Consider the following 18,873-nt stretch of genomic DNA (forward strand, 5'->3'; position numbering starts at 1 on the left):
ACCATTCAATAACGAAATTGATGTTTCGTTATTTCCGTTTAAAACCCAAAGCTTCCAAACGTTGTTCTACCGAGGGATGAGTTGAAAAAGCACTGCTTAAAGATTTGACGGGATCGATATGGGAGGGATCAAAAAGATAGGATGCCTGCCGTACCTGCTCATGCGGTGTCTCACCATAGGCTTTGGCATAGCGTTCAGCATTACTCTCATGATCCTGGCTTATTTTAAGCAACGCTCGAGCCATAGGCTCATTATCACGCATCAATTCAACACAACCCGCATCTGCCATATATTCTCGAGTACGACTTAAAAACAAAGTCAATAAAACCGTGATGATGGGCAAAACATAACGTAATACAATGATAATCGTTAATAATCGATTATCTTCTCTCCGGTCGCGTCTATAAATTACGGAATAAAATAAAACATCAATCACAATCAATAAAATATTACTGAGTACAGCAACCATCAAGGTTAATTTAATATCATGATGCCGAATATGACTTAACTCATGAGCCATAACTGCCTGAAGTTCTGCCCGGTCCAGTTTTTCCATTAACCCTCGAGTAATGGCGACCATGGCAGATTTCTCGCTGTAGCCACTAGCAAAAGCATTCATATAATCGGCTTCTATGACAAAAACCTTGGGCATATACTGTAATCCGGACGCTACTTTCATTTCTTCAACCACATTATAAAGTTGCTTTTCCTGGACGGTTTGTGCGCTTTCAGGAGTAATCTCCCTATACTCAGTTCCCAGAAGCATAATTCGATCATAAAAGGCATAGGTAATCATCAGGGAAATCGCGGCAAAAACCACCATAAGCAAGGTGGCCAAGGGAACAAATTTAAACGAGATCAAAGCCAGGAAACTTTGTTCTAAACTGATACGAGGATACATGGATTGCAAAATAAAGGTATCCGCAATCAAGCCAACAATGATATAAACTAAAAAAAAGAGCGCGATAACTCTCCGAGTCTTGCGCTCGTTTTGTTTTAACTGTGCCCGCCAATCTCCAGCCGTAGCATGGTAATCCGCTATACTCATAGTCTACTCTCAGAGTTTGACCGTATAATCTTCTTTCGCTTGAATCTGTTCTTCAGGAAGACCCCAATATATAAACTGCTTATCCAGAGAAGCAGAAAATACAGACACTACAATCGATTCAAAAAAGGATTTTTTCTTGGCGTTATAACGCTCAATGCTGTCGTTGTAGGCCTGTTTGGAGTAAGCCAGTTTATTCTCGGTATTGACGATTTCTTCCTGTAATTGCAAGACGTTTTGGCTGGCTTTCAAGTCAGGATATTGTTCAAATACTAAATTGATACCCGCAGCAATTTTGGAAATACCATTTTCTGCATCCATACGAGCTTGCTCATTGCCCGCAGCTTTCGCTTCTTGAGCCTGGTTACGTAAAGCCACAACATCTTTTAAAGTGGTTTTCTCATAATCCATATATTTTTTTACCGTTTCAATCAACGATTCAAAGACTTTAAAACGTCTATCCAGTTGAATATCAATTTGTTTTTTATTGTTATTGATCGCCTCGATAAGGCCTATCAACGTGTTATAGATGCTTATCGCCCAAATAAATATAAGAGCGGCTATGACTAATAATACTATAAAAAAAGTACCCATTTTTTTTACCCTGTAGATGATTTCCTACATTTAGTTATAGCCTGAAAATGAGAAAAATGACAATAGCACTCTGTAAACTAATACGCATTACCAATACAGAGCTGGTAGAGAATGATTCATTTAAATCATTCCCATCCCTGCGAGCATCTGTTGACATTTCACTAACCGTCAACGTGCCGCGACTTGTCCCTGATAGATCCTCATAAAAATTAGGGCGTGTTTGCAATTCATCTACGTAGACTACGTGCCGCGACTTGTTCGCGGTATCCATGATGATGGCATACAAGTCTTAGATCCCGCGGTCTTCGCCGCGGGAATTCGGCTTAGATTTATTTAACGGCAGCTTCCTGACGCCGAGACAGCCAGCGTAGCCTGGGAGCAGGCCCAAAGGGCCGTATCCCAGGTTTTATTGTTATGCCAGCTTAAGTTCACCACTCATTGACTCTCCAAACTCACTTAGACCAATCTCTTTCACTAATTTTATGGCAATAATCCATTTTCAACTTAAAAGAAACCCTGGGATACGGCCCTTGGGGCCTGCTCCCAGGCTACGCCAGCTTGATAAAATGAGTCTCGTTCCGCTTGAAGTGAACCATTTCCTAAAAGCCGGTCAATTTTTTGGATGTTACTAGACTCTTTATTCGAATTGATGAGCGCGCGTCCTAATCCAGTTAAACAGAGAGTGTTACTTCCTATTGTCGATTCGCAAGCTTCTGTTAGGTTACTTAGTCTTTTTTTATGAACGTGGGGTAGTTCTTCTTCGAAGGTTTTATATAATAATTCAGTCAAGTGCATGATGGTGAGCCTTATAATTTCGTCAAAACTATTAGATCACAATTCTTCATGCACTCCAAAAAAAATTATCATTTTTTTTCAAAAAGTTATGGTCACTTTTTGTGACCATCTCTCAGGACTTGTTCGCGGTATCCATGATGATGGCATTAAATTATTAGATCCCGCGGTCTTCGCCGCGGGAATTCGGCTTAGATTTATTTAACGGCAGCTACCTGATGCCGAGACAGAGTTGATTGTAATAAGGATTATTTACCTAAAGGACTATTAACTTTACCTTAATTCTGTTTTGCCAGAATGGGTTTCAAAAATTGCCCGGTATAAGACCCCTTGCATTGAGCCACCATTTCAGGGGTTCCTGTAGCAATAATTCGCCCGCCTTTGCTCCCTCCTTCTGGCCCCAAATCAATAATCCAGTCGGCTGTTTTAATTACATCAAGGTTATGCTCAATAATTACAATGGTATTACCCTGCTCTCGCAATCGAGATAATACACTTAATAATTGTTTGGTATCATGAAAATGCAATCCGGTTGTTGGTTCATCCAGAATATACAAAGTATTGCCAGTGTCTCGTTTTGATAATTCACGCGCTAACTTAATCCGTTGCGCCTCACCGCCAGAAAGAGTTGTGGCGCTTTGCCCTAGCTTAATATAGGACAGTCCAACATCCATTAAGGTTTGACATTTTCGAGCCAAAACAGGAATTGCCGAAAAGAAGTGACAGGCATCTTCAACCGTCATGTCCAAAATCTCATGAATGTTTTTGCCTTTATACTGAATTTCAAGCGTTTCTCTGTTATACCGCTTTCCATGACACACATCACATGAAACATAAATATCGGGCAAGAAATGCATTTCAACTTTAATGAGACCATCGCCCTGACAGGCCTCACAACGCCCGCCCCTCACATTAAAACTGAATCGACCGGGTTGATAACCACGAGCACGAGATTCAGGCGTTCCGGAAAACAAATCCCTGATATGCGTAAAAATACCCGTATAAGTAGCAGGATTGGAACGAGGCGTACGGCCAATTGGACTTTGATCAATATCGATCACTTTGTCACATAAATTCAGACCGGATAACTCTCTGATTCCACCAGGAGAAAAGATACTGGCGCGATTTAAGGTATTGGCTGCAATGGGGTATAAGGTATCATTGATTAAGCTGGATTTACCCGAACCAGAAACCCCTGTAATGCAAGTAAGCAAGCCTAAAGGAATACTCACATCAACGTTCTGCAAATTATTACAGGTCACTCCTTTTAAATGCAGCATACGTTCAGGATTTACAGGCAAACGAGTCGTGGGGATTTCGATGGATTGCTTTCCAGATAAATATTGGCCAGTTAATGAAGAGGGATTCCTCATTACCTCATCCGGAGTACCACTAGCCACCACCTCGCCGCCATGTACTCCTGCTCCAGGACCAATATCCAAAACGAAATCAGCACTGCGAATGGCATCCTCATCATGCTCAACAACAATCACCGTATTCCCCTGATTGCGTAAATGCATTAAGGTCTGTAACAAGCGATCATTATCTCGTTGATGCAATCCTATAGACGGCTCATCCAAAATATACATGACACCGACAAGACCCGAACCAATTTGACTTGCCAAACGAATACGCTGAGCTTCTCCTCCTGACAAGGTCTCTGCACTCCGCGTTAAAGAGAGGTAATCCAAACCAACATTAACCAGAAACCCTAGACGTTCAACGATTTCTTTATTAATTTTTGCTGCGATTTCACCTCGATACCCAGGCAGACTTAACTCTTTAAAAAATTCATATGCCTTTTCAATTGAATAGGCACACAGTTCCGGCAGATTTTTATTATCAATAAAAACATTACGGGCTTCTTCACGTAAACGCGCGCCCTGGCAAGTCTGGCAAGGACGGGAAGATAAATATTTAGCCAGTTCTTCCCGTATCATTCCAGAATCCGATTCACGATAACGACGTTGCATATTGGGAATTATCCCTTCAAAACTATGCCGTTTCACCATATAACCGCCATTGGGTCTATGATAATTAAATTCGATTACCTCATGACCACTGCCGTATAAAACGACCTTCCGCATGGCCTCAGGCAAATCACAAAATGCGGTATTAATATCAAAACCATAATGCTTGGCAAGGGATTCAAGCATGCTGAAATAATATGAGGTTTTCTTATCCCAACCTCTAATCGCGCCTTCAGCCAGACTGGCCGTTTCATCATGAATGACTCGAGCCGGATCAAAAAACTGATCGACCCCCAAACCATCACATGAACCACAAGCACCTGCAGGGTTATTAAAGGAAAATAATCGTGGTTCCAATTCACTCAAACTGTAGCCGCATTCAGAACAGGCAAACTTTGAAGAAAACAGGAGTTCATCAAACTCATTGTCCATAGATGCTACTATGGCTATCCCGTCTGCCAGATTCAAAGCATTTTCAAAGGATTCACTCAAACGTTGAGCGATGTCAGGCCTGACTTTAAAACGGTCGACCACGATTTCGATCGTATGCTTGGTACGCAAACCCAGTTTCGGCGGTGAATCCAACTCACAAAGCGCCCCATCAATTCGGGCGCGTACATATCCTTGAGCTTGCAATTGTTGCAATAATTGTACGTGTTCGCCTTTTCGATCACGAACAACGGGAGCCAAAATCATGACTTTACTGTCAGCAGGCAAAGCCAACACCTGATCGACCATTTGACTGATCGTCTGAGCATGCAAACTGGTTTTATGAGTTGGGCAGCGAGGCTCTCCTACCCTGGCAAAAAGCAGACGTAAATAGTCATAAATTTCCGTAATGGTACCGACGGTAGAGCGAGGATTATGAGAGGTAGCCTTTTGCTCAATGGATATTGCCGGAGACAATCCCTCAATGGAATCTACATCCGGCTTTTCCATCATGGAAAGAAATTGTCGGGCATAAGCGGATAAAGATTCAACATAACGCCGTTGCCCCTCAGCATACAAGGTATCAAAGGCCAGGGATGATTTTCCTGAGCCAGACAACCCCGTAATTACGATTAACTGATCACGAGGAAGATCCAGATCCAAATTCTTAAGGTTGTGAGTTCTTGCGCCACGAATGGAAATAGTATGCATATAAAACAATAAACCGAGTTAAAAAGAGTCAGAGTATATCTCTGCTATAATAATATAACAAATCGTCCTTTTTACTGAGCCAGAAGGATTTTCGTTTATGAAATCGTTCCCGCTGTGTTCCGCGTTATTATTGTTCTTATGCCTTGCACCACCCGTGATTCATGCCGAAGAAAATGACCTTTTGTCACAATGGGTAACCCAAACACTGATCAATACTTTATCGGTCAGTTACGACAAACCACTCTCAGCATACGAGGACGTTAAAGACAATTATTCCATTAATGCATGGGAAGGCATCACCGGATTTCTTGGCGGCGGAGGCAATCTGGATAAAATCCGTTCAGAAAAATTAACCCTGCATCCGGCACTGGAAGGCTGGCCTGTCACTCTGGCATCAGGAAAGACCTCAGGAATGAACTATTGGATTGTAAACCAGGTGGTATTTATCCCTGAATTTAATGTTCGACTTAACTTCAAACTCACCATATTGGAGCGAACGGGAGCTTCAGAGGATCCTTATATCATTCAGAGTTTAAAGATAAATGTTCTGCCTAATATATAAATATGCAGCTACAATAGATTAGACTATACCAACTAAAAACGATACTCCTCATCTAATATCTGTTTGAATATAAGGCTAAGAGAGAGCACTATGCAAAAACGTATTTATTTTTTAATTACAGCCATATTGATTTTGACATTAAATCAATTGAATGCAAACAACCTAAAAGAAATTGAACAGGAACTCAGTGATTCAGTAATCACCGCAAAAATAACCGCTCAATTTGCTGAGAATAAAAATCTGAACCCGTTAAAAATTTCAATCGCTACTGATCATGGTGTGGTAAAACTAAGCGGTTATGTAGGGGACCGGCAGGCATTTGTTGATGCATTGCGCATTACAAAAAACACAAAAGGAGTTAAATCCGTCCGAATCAAAGATTTATACATTAAAAAAGTCAACACGGTCTTTACGGATGCTTTTATCACCGCACGCGTTGAAACGGCCGTATTAAAAGCCAAAGTGTTGGATGATGAGTCCATTCCTCTTATCGGAATCAATGCAACAACGACCAATGGTGTAGTAACCCTGTCTGGAGATGTAAAAAGTGCTCAATCAATTGCTTCGATTATCAATAGAGTAAATGCCATTCGAGGGGTTAAAAAAATAATCACGCAGTTACAGATTAAGGATAATGCATGAGTATCTTCACCCGTTTTAAATTTTTTCTCTGGTATTTTGGACACTTCAAAGTGGCCATGATAGGTTATTTAAAACCTCGCCTCATTAAGCTGACAGACAGCGATATTGTAATCTGCTTGCCTTTGAAAAGACGCAGCCGCAATCATTTAAATTCAATGTATTTTGGTGCTTTGGCTGTAGGCGCCGATCTGGCTGGCGGATTGCATGGTTTTTACCATGCGGAACGTGCGGCCTGTAAAACCTCTCTTGTATTTAAATCATTTAAAGCCCAATTTTTAAAAAGACCGGAGTCCGATGTCTATTTCGTTTGTTCCGAAGGAGAATCTGTCAAAAAAATGATTGAAGATTCCAAGGCCTCTGGTGAACGAATCAATAAGCCATTGATAATCAAAGCGTATACAAATTATCTCACCGAACCAGAGGAAGTGGCGGATTTTATTCTTGAACTCTCCATCAAAGTAATCCGCTAGGTTGGCTTGATACTCTATCCGTTCAATTATCTCAAAACGCCATCGTAGCGACGCGTTCCCTTTGGTGAGAGCAGTTGACAAAACACCAATAGAAGTCTAATTTTTAATCATAAAGAGCCTTTGTTGAACGTGATCGGGGTTGACTCAAATGATTGAATTAATTATCCAAACGCAACCTGATGATGAAAGCTGTGGCCCTACATGCCTTCATGCGGTCTATCAATACTACGGATTAGAATATGATTTAGAGGAAATAATCCAGACTATAGATCGATCCATATCTGGCGGAACACTATCTGCAATGCTCGGTAAACATGCTTTGCTGCAAGGATTTAATGCCAATATTTACATCTACAACCTGAATATCTTCGATCCAAGCTGGTTTCATAATGGTTCAGTAGATAATAAATTTCTTATCGATAAGCTTGATGCCCAGATGAACTATAAAAACGATCCCTACATCACTCATGCATCGGAGGCCTTTATTGAGTATTTAAAATTAGGCGGTAAAGTCTCAGCACATCCGCTCAATGTTACTCTTCTGAAAAAATATTTTACGCGGAATATACCCATAATAACCGGATTAAGCGCTACTAACCTGTATTGGAGCGCAAGAGAATATTTTACTCCTGAGGGAAAGTCCGTTTACGATGATGTGCGAGGCTCACCCTGCGGACATTTTGTTGTCCTGTGCGGATACGACGCCCAAAAACGACACGTTGTTATCGCCGACCCTCATGCTGAAAATCCACTGTTTCATAATAACTACTATAAAGTGAGTATTAATCGATTAATCAACTCCATTTTGCTGGGGGTCATCACTTATGATGGAAATCTCCTGATTATCGAGCCTAAAAATCAAGGCATTTAGTGACTCATCCATCCCCAGTATTGAAATGGATTCCGACTCATAAAACGCCGTCATCTCCTTTACTTCAAGGCTACCCAAACACCCCAGGATCGAGGCAACAGGAATTGTTAATGAAGTAATGGGGGTATTTCACCAGACCTGCACTTTGCTCTACAAAACAAACCAGTTTTGGATGAGGTTATGTTCGATCATTTTTGACTTGTATCACGCCAATAGATTGCTATACTCAAAGTCTACAGCGTCACAATAATTATTATAAAGTAAGTATGTTGCTTGATTAACTCTATAATGCTTGGTGTACTAACTTATGGTGCCAGGATGCCCATAAATCAATCCAAAGAGAGATAAATGCAAACAGTTATTGTTACAGATGATCTTGCAAGTTGGTCTTTTTTAAGCAAGCTTGCCCCAACAGTACATGCCTTGGACTATTTGAGTGGGGACGAGTACCATCAAAATAAATCCTACCGAGTGATTAATCTCTGTCGAGATTATAACTATCAAACAATAGGTTATTATGTGTCACTTTTGGCACAGGCACGTGATCATAAAGCATTACCTTCGGTCCATAGCATACAAGATGTCCATAATGTCAGTTTATCCAAATTAATATCCCAGGATACACATGAAGAAATTCAGCACAGTTTGCATGACATTAAAGGCAATGAATTTATCCTTAGTCTGTATTTTGGTCAAAATATGGCGAAACGCTATTCTACCCTGGCCAAACAATTGCATGGATTGTTTCCTTTACCGCTCATTCGATTTACTCTTGAAAAGAAAAAACAATGGCGAATAAAAACATTAACCCCTTTATCTCTTAAAGATGTGCCTGAGCATCATCTGGAATTTATGCGCCAATCCGCAGAAAGCTATTTATCCAAAAAAAGAGTGCATCAATGGCGTAAAAAACAACGTTTTCATGATCTCGCTATTCTGATAGACCCTACTGAGCAGAATGCACCATCCAATAAAAAAGCCCTGGAGTTGTTTATTTCTGCCGGTGAAGAATTAGGACTCAACGTTGATTTAATTGATAAAAATGAAAGCAAGTCAATCGCTGAATACGACGCTTTATTTATTAGGGCAACGACATCAGTAAACCATTATACCTATCGCTTGTCACGTCGAGCGGCCCAGGAAAATCTGGTTGTAATAGACGATCCACAATCCATCATCAAATGTTCCAATAAAGTATATCTTGCGGAATTACTAAGCAGCCATCAAATCAGAACACCCGAAACTCTGTTCATCAGTAAATACGATCAAGTTCTCCCAAAAATTGAATTCCCATGCGTTTTAAAAAAACCGGACAGTGCCTTTTCGCATGGCGTGGTGAAAATTGATGATGAAAAAAGTTTGATCAAATCGTTAAGCCAATTCTTCAAGACATCTGATTTGGTGGTAGTCCAACCCTTTATTCCTACTGAATTCGATTGGAGGATAGGAGTATTGGATAATAAAGCTTTATTTGCCTGCAGATATTTCATGGCCAAGGGACATTGGCAAATCTATGATTGGCATGGTGCACAAGAGCAAAAAGAAGGGGATCATGAAACCCTGCCCATCCATGCTGTTCCCGAAGCCATCCTGAAAATCGCCCTGAAAAGCACGCGTTTGATTGGTGATGGCTTATATGGTGTTGATATTAAAAGTCATGGCGACAAACATTATGTAATCGAAGTCAATGACAACCCTAATGTAGATAACGGCCTCGAAGATCAAATTTTAGGTGAAAATTTATATCACCAGATCATGAACGTGTTTCTTCAACGCATCCGCAGGAAGCATGGCTATGTCTGATTTCTCTATTTTTTCAGTATTGGGTATAGAAATTGAATACATGCTGGTGGATAAGGACACCCTGAATATCCAACCCAAAAGCGACCTGATATTAAGTACTCTGGCAGGTCATCAGGCTGATGAGGTTGAATTAGGTGATATTGCCATCAGCAATGAACTGGTAATGCATGTTCTTGAATTAAAAAATAATGGCCCCAAACCGCCTGATACGCCAGTAACAGAGCACTTCCAAAAGACCATACTGGAATTACAGCCGCTACTCGATCAACACAATTTATTATTATTACCTACTGGAGCACATCCCTGGATGAATCCGCACACAGAGACTGTACGCTGGCCTTATGGTAATAATGAAATATACAGACAATTTGATGCTATATTTGATTGCAAAGGTCATGGCTGGTCCAATTTACAGAGCATGCATGTCAACCTGCCCTACGCAAATCAGGAAGAATTTTATCAGCTGCATAATCTCATTCGTTTGATTCTGCCGCTATTACCAGCCGTTGCTGCAAGTACACCTGTTCTTGATGGAAAAGCCACAGGATTACTGGATTCGAGACTGTATTTTTACAGCCGAAATCAACAAAGGATTCCATCAATCAGCGGTGATGTCATTCCCGAATTTATAAGTTCAGAAGAAGAATATCAGCAAAAAATTCTTAACCCGATGTATCAAGACATAAGACCTTATGATCCCGAAGGTATTTTGCAGTATCAATGGCTCAATTCAAGAGCCGCTATTCCCAAATTTAATTGCAAAGCAATCGAAATTCGTATTCTGGACAGTCAGGAATGTGTAGAGGCTGATATAGCCATCGCTCACGCAATAAACGCTGTTTTAAAGAACTGGCAAGCTTCATCACGTTATTATCTGGAAAATCCCTGCGACACCCCAAGATTAAAACACATTTTTGATCGTGCCATAGAAACAGGATTGAATACTCAGGTAGAAGACATGGAGCTGTTAAAACAATGGCAACTCCCTGCACGATCCATGACACTCAATGAAGTATGGTCTATGCTTATAGAACAGGTTAGCTCTGAATTGACTGAGAAACAACAATCCGCGCTGGAATTGATTTTGAGTCAAGGCAATTTAAGTCAGCGCATCCTGAAGGCAGTAGGCAAGAACAACAATAGAGACTCATTAAAAAGAGTGTACGCACAACTTGCTTATAGTTTGCTCGCTAATCAACAATTTAGACCCTAATGAACACTATTGCGATAGTAATTAGTTGTGAACATGCTGTAGATACCGTCCCCAAGGAATACACCGCGTTATTTGCGCCATTCAAAGAATTATTAAAAACACATCGAGGAATTGATTTTGGTGCTTTAGAGATAGCTCTGCATTTAAAGGATACTCTACCCTGCGATTTTATTCAGGCTCATACAACTCGATTATTGATTGATTGCAACAGAACTCTGAATCGCCCATCTTGTTTTTCTGAAGTCACCCAAAACCTGCCTGATGAAGAAATAATGAACATCATAAAGCTCTATTATCAACCTTTTCGGGAAGAAGTGACTAATATTATTCAAAAACACATCAATCAAAAGCTCCAGGTATGGCACTTTTCAATCCATAGCTTTACCCCTGTAATGAATGGCCAAATTCGCTCAACCGATATAGGATTACTCTATAATCCTCAACGGCCTTCAGAAAAAAGTCTTTGTGAACGATTACAAAATGAAATACACCAACTAAATCCAGGCATTAGAGTACGCCGAAATTATCCCTATAAGGGCATCAGTGATGGATTTACTACATTCTTACGCAAAAAATTCAACGATGCAGAATACGTTGGGATTGAAATTGAATCAAATCAAGCATTAACGCAAAACGACCAATCGATAGACACTCTTAAAAAATTATTATCAGATAGCTTATTAAAACTAATATGTTAATATTAACTTAATAATGATCAACTATAATAAAAGCAATTAACGTATTTGGTATTTTGATGATTTCAGAAAAAATTCAGTTGATTTCAGAAAAAATAAAACTGTTGGAGTCACTTAAAGAACATCAGTTTTCCAAATCAATTGCTGCAATTCATACCCGAATTCTTGATACCTTACTAAGTCAAAATTTTAATCCTCGTATAGCTCCCTATCTAAGTAAAATTAATAAAGAAGGAGAGCCTTATACCAATTATGATCTCAATCCTGATAATATTTCTCAAATCAAGAAACTGATCAACGCACTATATTATGCCCGATTGGCCTTAGAAGATATTGAGCAAATTGATTTAAAAGGCAGAACCTATTCCAGTTTAAAGCTACTTTATCAAAATACCATCCATAAAGCGTATCAGGCATGTTATCTATTAACTCACCTGGATGTTGATGTAAGAGAAATGTTCAGTGAAGAATTACAGCTGCTTCTTCCATTGGCTGGAAAATTAATGGCCTTTGCAGACAGCCACTCTGAAGACACAAAAAAACTGGCTGAATCCCTGAGAGAATATCCACTCAGTTATAAAATTGGAGAAATTTCCGGCACCGCAGTAGATCAAATGCAACCTAACAGTGCTGACCTGGACTATAAATTCCTGACCCAATTTGGTGCTGTTTTACCCAGTTATATTGATCAATTCACCCAATACATCAAGGAATATTCATCTGAAATCATTGAAAAAGAACCCTCACTGAATAATGAAAAACTGGAAGAGCTACAAACCACTGCATTAAAGCTATTAAATGATTTGGAAAATTTAAAGGGAAATAGCCTGTTTTTATCATTTAAAGTTTTAAATTACATACACATCATGCGGAACATTCTTGCATTGTCCAAAAGCACTATTGAGCAAATGGGGCATTTTAGCCAATCGTCTCAGGATGTCATCCGCAGTAATCTCGCTCAATTGAAGTATGTCCTATTGCCTTCCCTGTTTGGTTTTGTCGATAAGATTGAAAATAATACCATGTTAAAACCTGGCACTTTATCAAATCCCTTAATGGAAAAGATAAAACCACTTTATGCCTTGCTCATTCATTACGCCTCAAAGCCAGTTGATTTTCAGGTAAAAGGTGAGGAATTACTCAGTATAGAGGACTCTCGTTTTCTGGCTTTAAGGCTGGAAAAATCCTATGGCCGTATTGATGCGGCTAATAAAGCGTTATTTAAAATCCAAAAAGCTGAAGACGCATTAAGCAGCTTCTATGAAATTCTTGAAAACCCACTCTATAAAAACAGTGCATTAAATCAACTGCCTCCGGAAATAAAAAATCAACTGATTACGCATTATAAACTGATTAAACCGTATATGATGCAAAAAGATTTTGACTTAAATAGCAAAATCATTGACAGTCTTAAAGGCCCCGAAAGCTACTTCTCCATGGCGGGTAGACCATTGCGCTGGCTACGAAAACAATTACCCGCAGATCACGTAAGCTTCATAATCGAACATAAAAATACATTACAAGATTTAATATCAAAAAAACGAGCGACCCAGATATTTCACATCAATCTGAATATGGATTTGATTAATTCGGTCAATAAACAAACCAATCTGGTATTGTTTCCATACAATAATCAAACCAACGTATTTTCTGTAGATGAATCCGAAGCAGTGAAGCAGAGTGATACCTGCGCTCTTCTCAGGCTAACCAATCAATACACTCTCAAATCAATACCAAAAATCCAATTTGAACCCCAAACTCTCTATCTTGAGGAAACCCTAAAAGGCTTAAAATACGATGTACTTAATCCTCAAGGCAAACGCGTATCTGCCATTATTCCCTGGGATAAGATTAGTGAGTTTCCTCATAATGTCAGTGAGATACTGGCAGCAAAGGACAGATTCTTACCCACTCTGTTGGAATTAACTGCTGACGCAGGGCACACGAAGCCGACCGATAAACTCAACTTGTGCGCCATGGAGAAACACGACCCTCAAACTCTCTATATTGAAACGACTGATAAAGGATTGAAATATGAGGTTATCAATCCTGAAGGTCAACTTGAAACAGCAATCATATCCTGGAAAAAATTGAACAATGTTCCTCATGATGTTTCATTAATCCTTGCCTCAAAAGAACAATATTTACCCAGGTTGCAAGAGGTAACTTCTGCAGCAGGGCATACCTTAAATTCTACTGAATTGAAATTTGACGAAATTAAAACATTGCTAAAAGGCAGAAGTGCCGTCATTTTGTTTAATAATAAAGAATTGATTTACGCTGACCCAGTCAATCAAACCGTCAGTGAGTTAAAACCCAGCGAAACAAACAAAACCAGTTTTAATCAACTAAAAGCTGTATGCACCCAGGCTTACCAAGTTGCAGGTGAGAAAGAGCTTGAATTAGTTACCGATGTAACCGGTCGCCGTCATCTTGGTTTTAAAGAAGTCAGAAGACAACAGGTTCTTAGTACCCCGAATAACTTAAGTGCGGATCAAGCTCTTGATCTGCATCAATGGTATAGAAACAAACGAGATAAATTCAAGATTGCCCAAAATGCCTATAATGAATTTATCGCTTTGTTAAAAAAACAAGTAGCAGTACCTGGAATGACAGGCAGTGGAGCTCTTTATATCAGCAACATGGATAAAACGGTTAAGGCACGCTGCCGTAATTTATATAACCTGTTTCAGCCTTATTTCATTAATGGGGTACCCTCTGAATTAAAAGCTGCAGCACTGGAATTTGATAAATATCTGGTGCATTCATTTTCAGGTGATACAGAACAAAGCCCTGCTCCAGCAACTGATTTGTTCCACCAACTCGATGAACATTTTCAAATATATTTTACTGATATTGATTCATCGTGGAGAACAAAAAGCAATGCTTATTTAAAGTTGGCTCAGAAGAAATTTGCTGCTGAGAATGAAGAGTCCTCATTGACGCACGACGCCACTATTGGAAACAGAGGTCATCATTTAATAAAACATACAAATTATTCAAAATACGCACATAATTTCAGAACAGAACTCTATAAAGTCATATTAGCGCTGAATCAATCCATGCAAGCCGAGTTGCGTCCACAGAAAGACGGAATTCCCTTTCCTGAACTGGAAGATCCCAAACAATTGGCCGCTCAATGCAAACAAGTTCTGGCGATTAAACGAATCTTTAATAGTCTATTTCATGTTGAAGGCATCATTCTTGAGCTTGAAGAATTAGATAACCGCAGTTATCAAACCAATTATGTAAGACATCTGCTCCTCGCTTATGGACACATCAATGAAATAATGAAACTGACCAAGGACCTTATAAATGATCCTCATTTTAGCCTCATTGGTCGTGAATTATTAGAAAAAGCTCAAGGGATGTACGCTTCCATTCAGGAACATAGCGACCCCTATCAAGTAGCTCATGCAGAAGTAAACTATGATAAACCCGTCCAATTCAACGGGCTTTGGTATGCACTCAACGCTTTCAATATTAGTCCAAAACACATCAGAAGTTTACGAAACAATAATTTTCTGACTGTAGAAGAATTAAATGAATTACATGTTAGTGCCAAACGCTCTGCTGTCCAGATTGAATCCATAATAAACAGTGCCGGTTCCTATTTTCAACTATTCCTTCAGGTTCCGAATATGTTTAGCCTGTACAGCAATCTGACTAGTAAACTCAATGAGTTTATCAGCACCGTTCATGACACCGTTATTAATAATCTCGATCAATTTGGCCCTAAAATTTTTACTCCCATGCTACTTGAAGCCGATCTTTGGGAGGATAAATTAGGATTAATTCCAGGTACATTATCTGGGCCTCTAAAACAAATCATCGATGAATTTTATAAAGGGTTACTGCGCCCCCTGGATTTGGATGCAAAAACCCATGTAGACCTTATTTGTGATAAAGCAACTTTGGTAAAACGACTTGAAATAACACAACAAAAAATTGATAGCGCGGAACAGCACCTGGAAAAACTGGATAAAAATTACAAGCACATCAATAACTTCTTTTCATATTATAAAAATTACCAATCTCTGACAGGCGGATTATTACCCGCTGATCCACTCTCTCTATCAATTGCCAAACAAGAACTGCTCAAAGCCTATAACAAAGCACTTCCCAAGCTGGTAGTGCTCCAGAACAAAGTAACCTTGGATCCGGAGAAAATCGATCCTAATTTCGATAATCTATTAAATTCCGGTCTTAAAGACTATCAGCCTAAACTATCGCAAATTAAGGAACTGTTTGAAGCAAGCCAAAATTACTATCAAGGCATTAAAGCAACCTATCAAATGCAGTTAAACACTGCCAGAGAAAAATTGACGTATCTTACTGAGTTAAACAGAGCACAGGATCAAGCCAATCTGCTCTTTATTCAAGAGTACACTACAGAATCCTTTAACAAACAAATGGAGGCGTTCTGCAATCGTCACATAGGGCTGCAATATACCGATAAAGAATACCGTAATAAGCTTAGGGAATATTTGTTGACCTTTAAAGACACCATTATCAATCAAGCAAAAACCACTGACGACATTAATCTGACGGTAAAAAATTTATTAAAAGAAAAAATCAAACTGTTTGAACAAGACAATTTTGCAAAATACTTCCATCTGGATACAGTACGTGTTGCATTGGCCCAATTCAAAAATTATTTCAGTATCTCTACCCTGGCGATTGAACGCAATTACTCTCTTTTTGAAAATGAAAAAACACTTGGTGAAAAAACAGAGAAAATTAATAAATTGCTTGAATTTGCTGAAAATGAACACCTAACCATTGATGAGCGCTTTTCCAAAATTGCATTCGATGTCAAAGATCCCAGTTTTGGACGAATAATACTTGCCCATAAACAAGAAGATCATTTTAGTTTTACTTACTTAATCCACTGCGTCGTATCGATACTCGAAGCGCTGTCTCTGTATACTCCAGCACGCAAAAGGCTGTACAACTCGTTGCAAGAATCGGTAAATAATAAACCTCAAATCAATGAGCTCGCAAAACGATTTGGTTTATTTGCATCATCTCAAACACCTGCGCCTCTTCCATCCCGCGTCCCCGAAGCGCCAACGGATGGTGAAGAAAATAACGACGATGCCGCACCAACTATAACAGCCTCTATTTAAGTTCCATTCCCAGCCAGACTATCGGCTGTAATATAATCTCATTAACTCCAAAGCTTTTTTTAAAATAGGCATTCGAGGTTTCGCGTTTGGAATGGGTTCCCCACGAACATTGGTAATAAGAGCGCCACCAGAGGTTCGTAACGTAGTCTGGCGATCCGGTTCTATCAGAGCCATATTGCTGTAACTCCCGGAGATGACAAAAGGTAAACGATTGTGTTCATCCAGCAAATCCTGACCAATACTGTAGTCAATAATAGGATTCTGACAGTCAAAAGCTCTTTTTAACAGAGTAGGAACGACATCGTAACTGCTTGTTTCATATTGAATAACTCGTGGCGATTGTTCCGGCCAATAAAGAATAAGGGGAACATGAACTTGTACATCGGTAAAATTACCAGCATGTCCCCAATAATTCAGATTGTTGTCATTAAATTCCTGGCCATGATCTGATGTAACCAAAACAATACTGTTCTTCAGATACCCTTGCTCCTCCAGAAGTGTGAGTATTTTTGCCAATTCGCCATCAATAAAGCGTACCGAATTCAAATACCGATTATAATAAGGAATCGGATCCACATCATTGGTCATGGCGATTCGTGAACATTCGCTTATAGCCGGCTGATAGGGAGCCGGGAAGCTTTGATCTCGACAATATCCATGTGGTGCATCATAAAACAGATTAAGAAAGAATGGTTGCTTCAAATCCTTATCCGATAAAAATTGAAGTGCCTCCTCGGTGACATATCGATCTTTATTTCCTATATCATCACCGGAGGCACCATACAGATTTATATTAGATATTCCCAGATAAATCGTTTTATCAAAGGGCGGAATGACCATTTCACTAGACCAGACTACCCGGAGCATGTAACTGTATTTTAATAGCAATTGAATCAATACAGGCGGAATGTTTTGCTCCAGCGCTGCCGTCCAATAACTGCTTGGAATAGAATAAAATAAAGAAAATAACCCCGGTTGAGTTGAATTCCCACCGCTTAGGTGCCTCTTGAATTGCCAGCTCCGTTCTGCAAATGCCATTAAATTGGGCATATATTGTGGTTTCAGGCTATCAAACCTCAGCGAATCAACCATAATCCAAATAATATTTGGTGGATTTTCAGGCCTTGAGCACTGTAAAGGATGAAGAGGATAATTCAAGGGATCATTTGAAAATATAGGCTGATAAAAATGCCCTTCTCCGTATCGATCGAGCAATGCTTCTGCGTTTTTATCCGGGATTAAATAGACGATTAGCTGATTATAAAAAGGTAAATTGGGCGTTTGTTGACTGAATAAATTATTATTTCGATCTACAGATTGCAGCAAGGTGAAATAACTGAACAAAAAACCGCCTAACCAAAAAAGAGCAATGGTTCGTCCACAGAGAAACTTGTCGGTTACTATGATTTTGTTCCAAACAAAATAAGCAATAACAACTTCTATAACCCAAACCAGGCATAAAACTATGATGGACAGTTTCAGTTCACTTCGGGAAAAATCAAAAACATCATGCCATTGCCCATTAAAAAATAAATTAAAAATATCCGTATTCAAATGAAATTTGAACATGGAAAAGACACAGTTATTAATGATTAAAAGGATAAGACTTAAGGTTGCGATGCACGCACTCAAGAACCAGATAAAACGTTTAGCTGGAATAATATAGGCAAAAATACCAATAAAGAGAGCGGGAATAAAGGCAAGCGCCATCATATAGGTTAAGTAATTAACCACGGCAAAACAAACAACCAGTATCTTTCCTGAAAAAGTTGAATAATCCGCCAGAAAATTAGCGAAAAGAGTAGGAGAAAGAAGAATTTTTTTTAAATAAAGAGATCCAATTACCCAAAATAAGACGCTGTTGATTAAAAAAAACCAGCCAACAAAACGTAGAATCAGTCGTTTATTTTGAGGAGTATTCATAATAATCAGCAGCCTTTTATGATA

The 18,873-nt window shown here is 39.3% G+C and carries 13 protein-coding genes; 8 read left to right on the forward strand and 5 right to left on the reverse strand.

Annotated features, from left to right (window positions below; genetic code table 11):
- Positions 1–28: 28 nt before the first annotated feature.
- The 4 genes from htpX to uvrA form a co-directional block, all read right to left on the reverse strand.
- Positions 29–1,048: a zinc metalloprotease HtpX gene (gene htpX, locus ELY21_RS08965; RefSeq protein ID WP_127108840.1), complete on the reverse strand. Its 1,020-nt coding sequence runs from the start codon at positions 1,046–1,048 to the stop codon at positions 29–31.
- A 9-nt stretch (positions 1,049–1,057) separates the two neighbouring features.
- Positions 1,058–1,639, reverse strand: a complete 582-nt coding sequence (locus tag ELY21_RS08970; RefSeq protein ID WP_028385484.1) for a LemA family protein — start codon at positions 1,637–1,639, stop codon at positions 1,058–1,060.
- Between the two features lie 504 nt (positions 1,640–2,143).
- On the reverse strand, positions 2,144–2,434 hold the full coding sequence (locus tag ELY21_RS08975) for a hypothetical protein (protein WP_127108842.1): 291 nt from the start codon (positions 2,432–2,434) through the stop codon (positions 2,144–2,146).
- A 275-nt stretch (positions 2,435–2,709) separates the two neighbouring features.
- Positions 2,710–5,541, reverse strand: coding sequence for an excinuclease ABC subunit UvrA (uvrA, locus tag ELY21_RS08985; RefSeq protein WP_127108846.1), 2,832 nt, complete (start codon positions 5,539–5,541; stop codon positions 2,710–2,712).
- 97 nt (positions 5,542–5,638) lie between these two features.
- Here uvrA and ELY21_RS08990 point away from each other — a divergent pair, with 97 nt between their 5' ends.
- The 8 genes from ELY21_RS08990 (at position 5,639) to ELY21_RS15725 (ending at position 16,926) form a co-directional block, all read left to right on the forward strand.
- Positions 5,639–6,103, forward strand: coding sequence for a DotI/IcmL/TraM family protein (locus tag ELY21_RS08990; RefSeq protein WP_127108848.1), 465 nt, complete (start codon positions 5,639–5,641; stop codon positions 6,101–6,103).
- Between the two features lie 90 nt (positions 6,104–6,193).
- A complete protein-coding gene (locus ELY21_RS08995) occupies positions 6,194–6,745 on the forward strand; it encodes a BON domain-containing protein (protein ID WP_127108850.1) in 552 nt (183 codons plus the stop codon).
- The gene (locus tag ELY21_RS09000; protein ID WP_127108852.1) at positions 6,742–7,215 is read left to right on the forward strand and encodes a hypothetical protein; all 474 of its coding nucleotides are present in this window, start codon (positions 6,742–6,744) and stop codon (positions 7,213–7,215) included. Before ELY21_RS08995 ends, ELY21_RS09000 begins: the two co-directional genes overlap by 4 nt.
- Before the next feature lie 148 nt (positions 7,216–7,363).
- Positions 7,364–8,086 carry a C39 family peptidase gene (locus tag ELY21_RS09005; RefSeq protein WP_127108854.1) on the forward strand — a complete coding sequence of 241 codons (723 nt, stop codon included), beginning with the start codon at positions 7,364–7,366 and terminating at the stop codon, positions 8,084–8,086.
- Positions 8,087–8,434: 348 nt separating this feature from the next.
- On the forward strand, positions 8,435–9,889 hold the full coding sequence (locus ELY21_RS09010; RefSeq protein ID WP_127108856.1) for a RimK family protein: 1,455 nt from the start codon (positions 8,435–8,437) through the stop codon (positions 9,887–9,889).
- The gene (locus ELY21_RS09015; protein WP_127108858.1) at positions 9,882–11,102 is read left to right on the forward strand and encodes a glutamate-cysteine ligase family protein; all 1,221 of its coding nucleotides are present in this window, start codon (positions 9,882–9,884) and stop codon (positions 11,100–11,102) included. Before ELY21_RS09010 ends, ELY21_RS09015 begins: the two co-directional genes overlap by 8 nt.
- Positions 11,102–11,800, forward strand: coding sequence for an N-formylglutamate amidohydrolase (locus tag ELY21_RS09020; RefSeq protein WP_127108860.1), 699 nt, complete (start codon positions 11,102–11,104; stop codon positions 11,798–11,800). Before ELY21_RS09015 ends, ELY21_RS09020 begins: the two co-directional genes overlap by 1 nt.
- Positions 11,801–11,877: 77 nt before the next feature.
- Positions 11,878–16,926: a protein SdhA gene (locus tag ELY21_RS15725; protein ID WP_233588695.1), complete on the forward strand. Its 5,049-nt coding sequence runs from the start codon at positions 11,878–11,880 to the stop codon at positions 16,924–16,926.
- An 18-nt stretch (positions 16,927–16,944) separates the two neighbouring features.
- Here the strand turns inward: ELY21_RS15725 and ELY21_RS09030 are convergent, their stop codons facing one another.
- A complete protein-coding gene (locus ELY21_RS09030; protein ID WP_127108921.1) occupies positions 16,945–18,849 on the reverse strand; it encodes a DUF3413 domain-containing protein in 1,905 nt (634 codons plus the stop codon).
- Positions 18,850–18,873: the final 24 nt, after the last annotated feature.

The organism is Legionella sp. km535 (assembly GCF_003990085.1).
GTDB lineage: Bacteria > Pseudomonadota > Gammaproteobacteria > Legionellales > Legionellaceae > Legionella > Legionella moravica.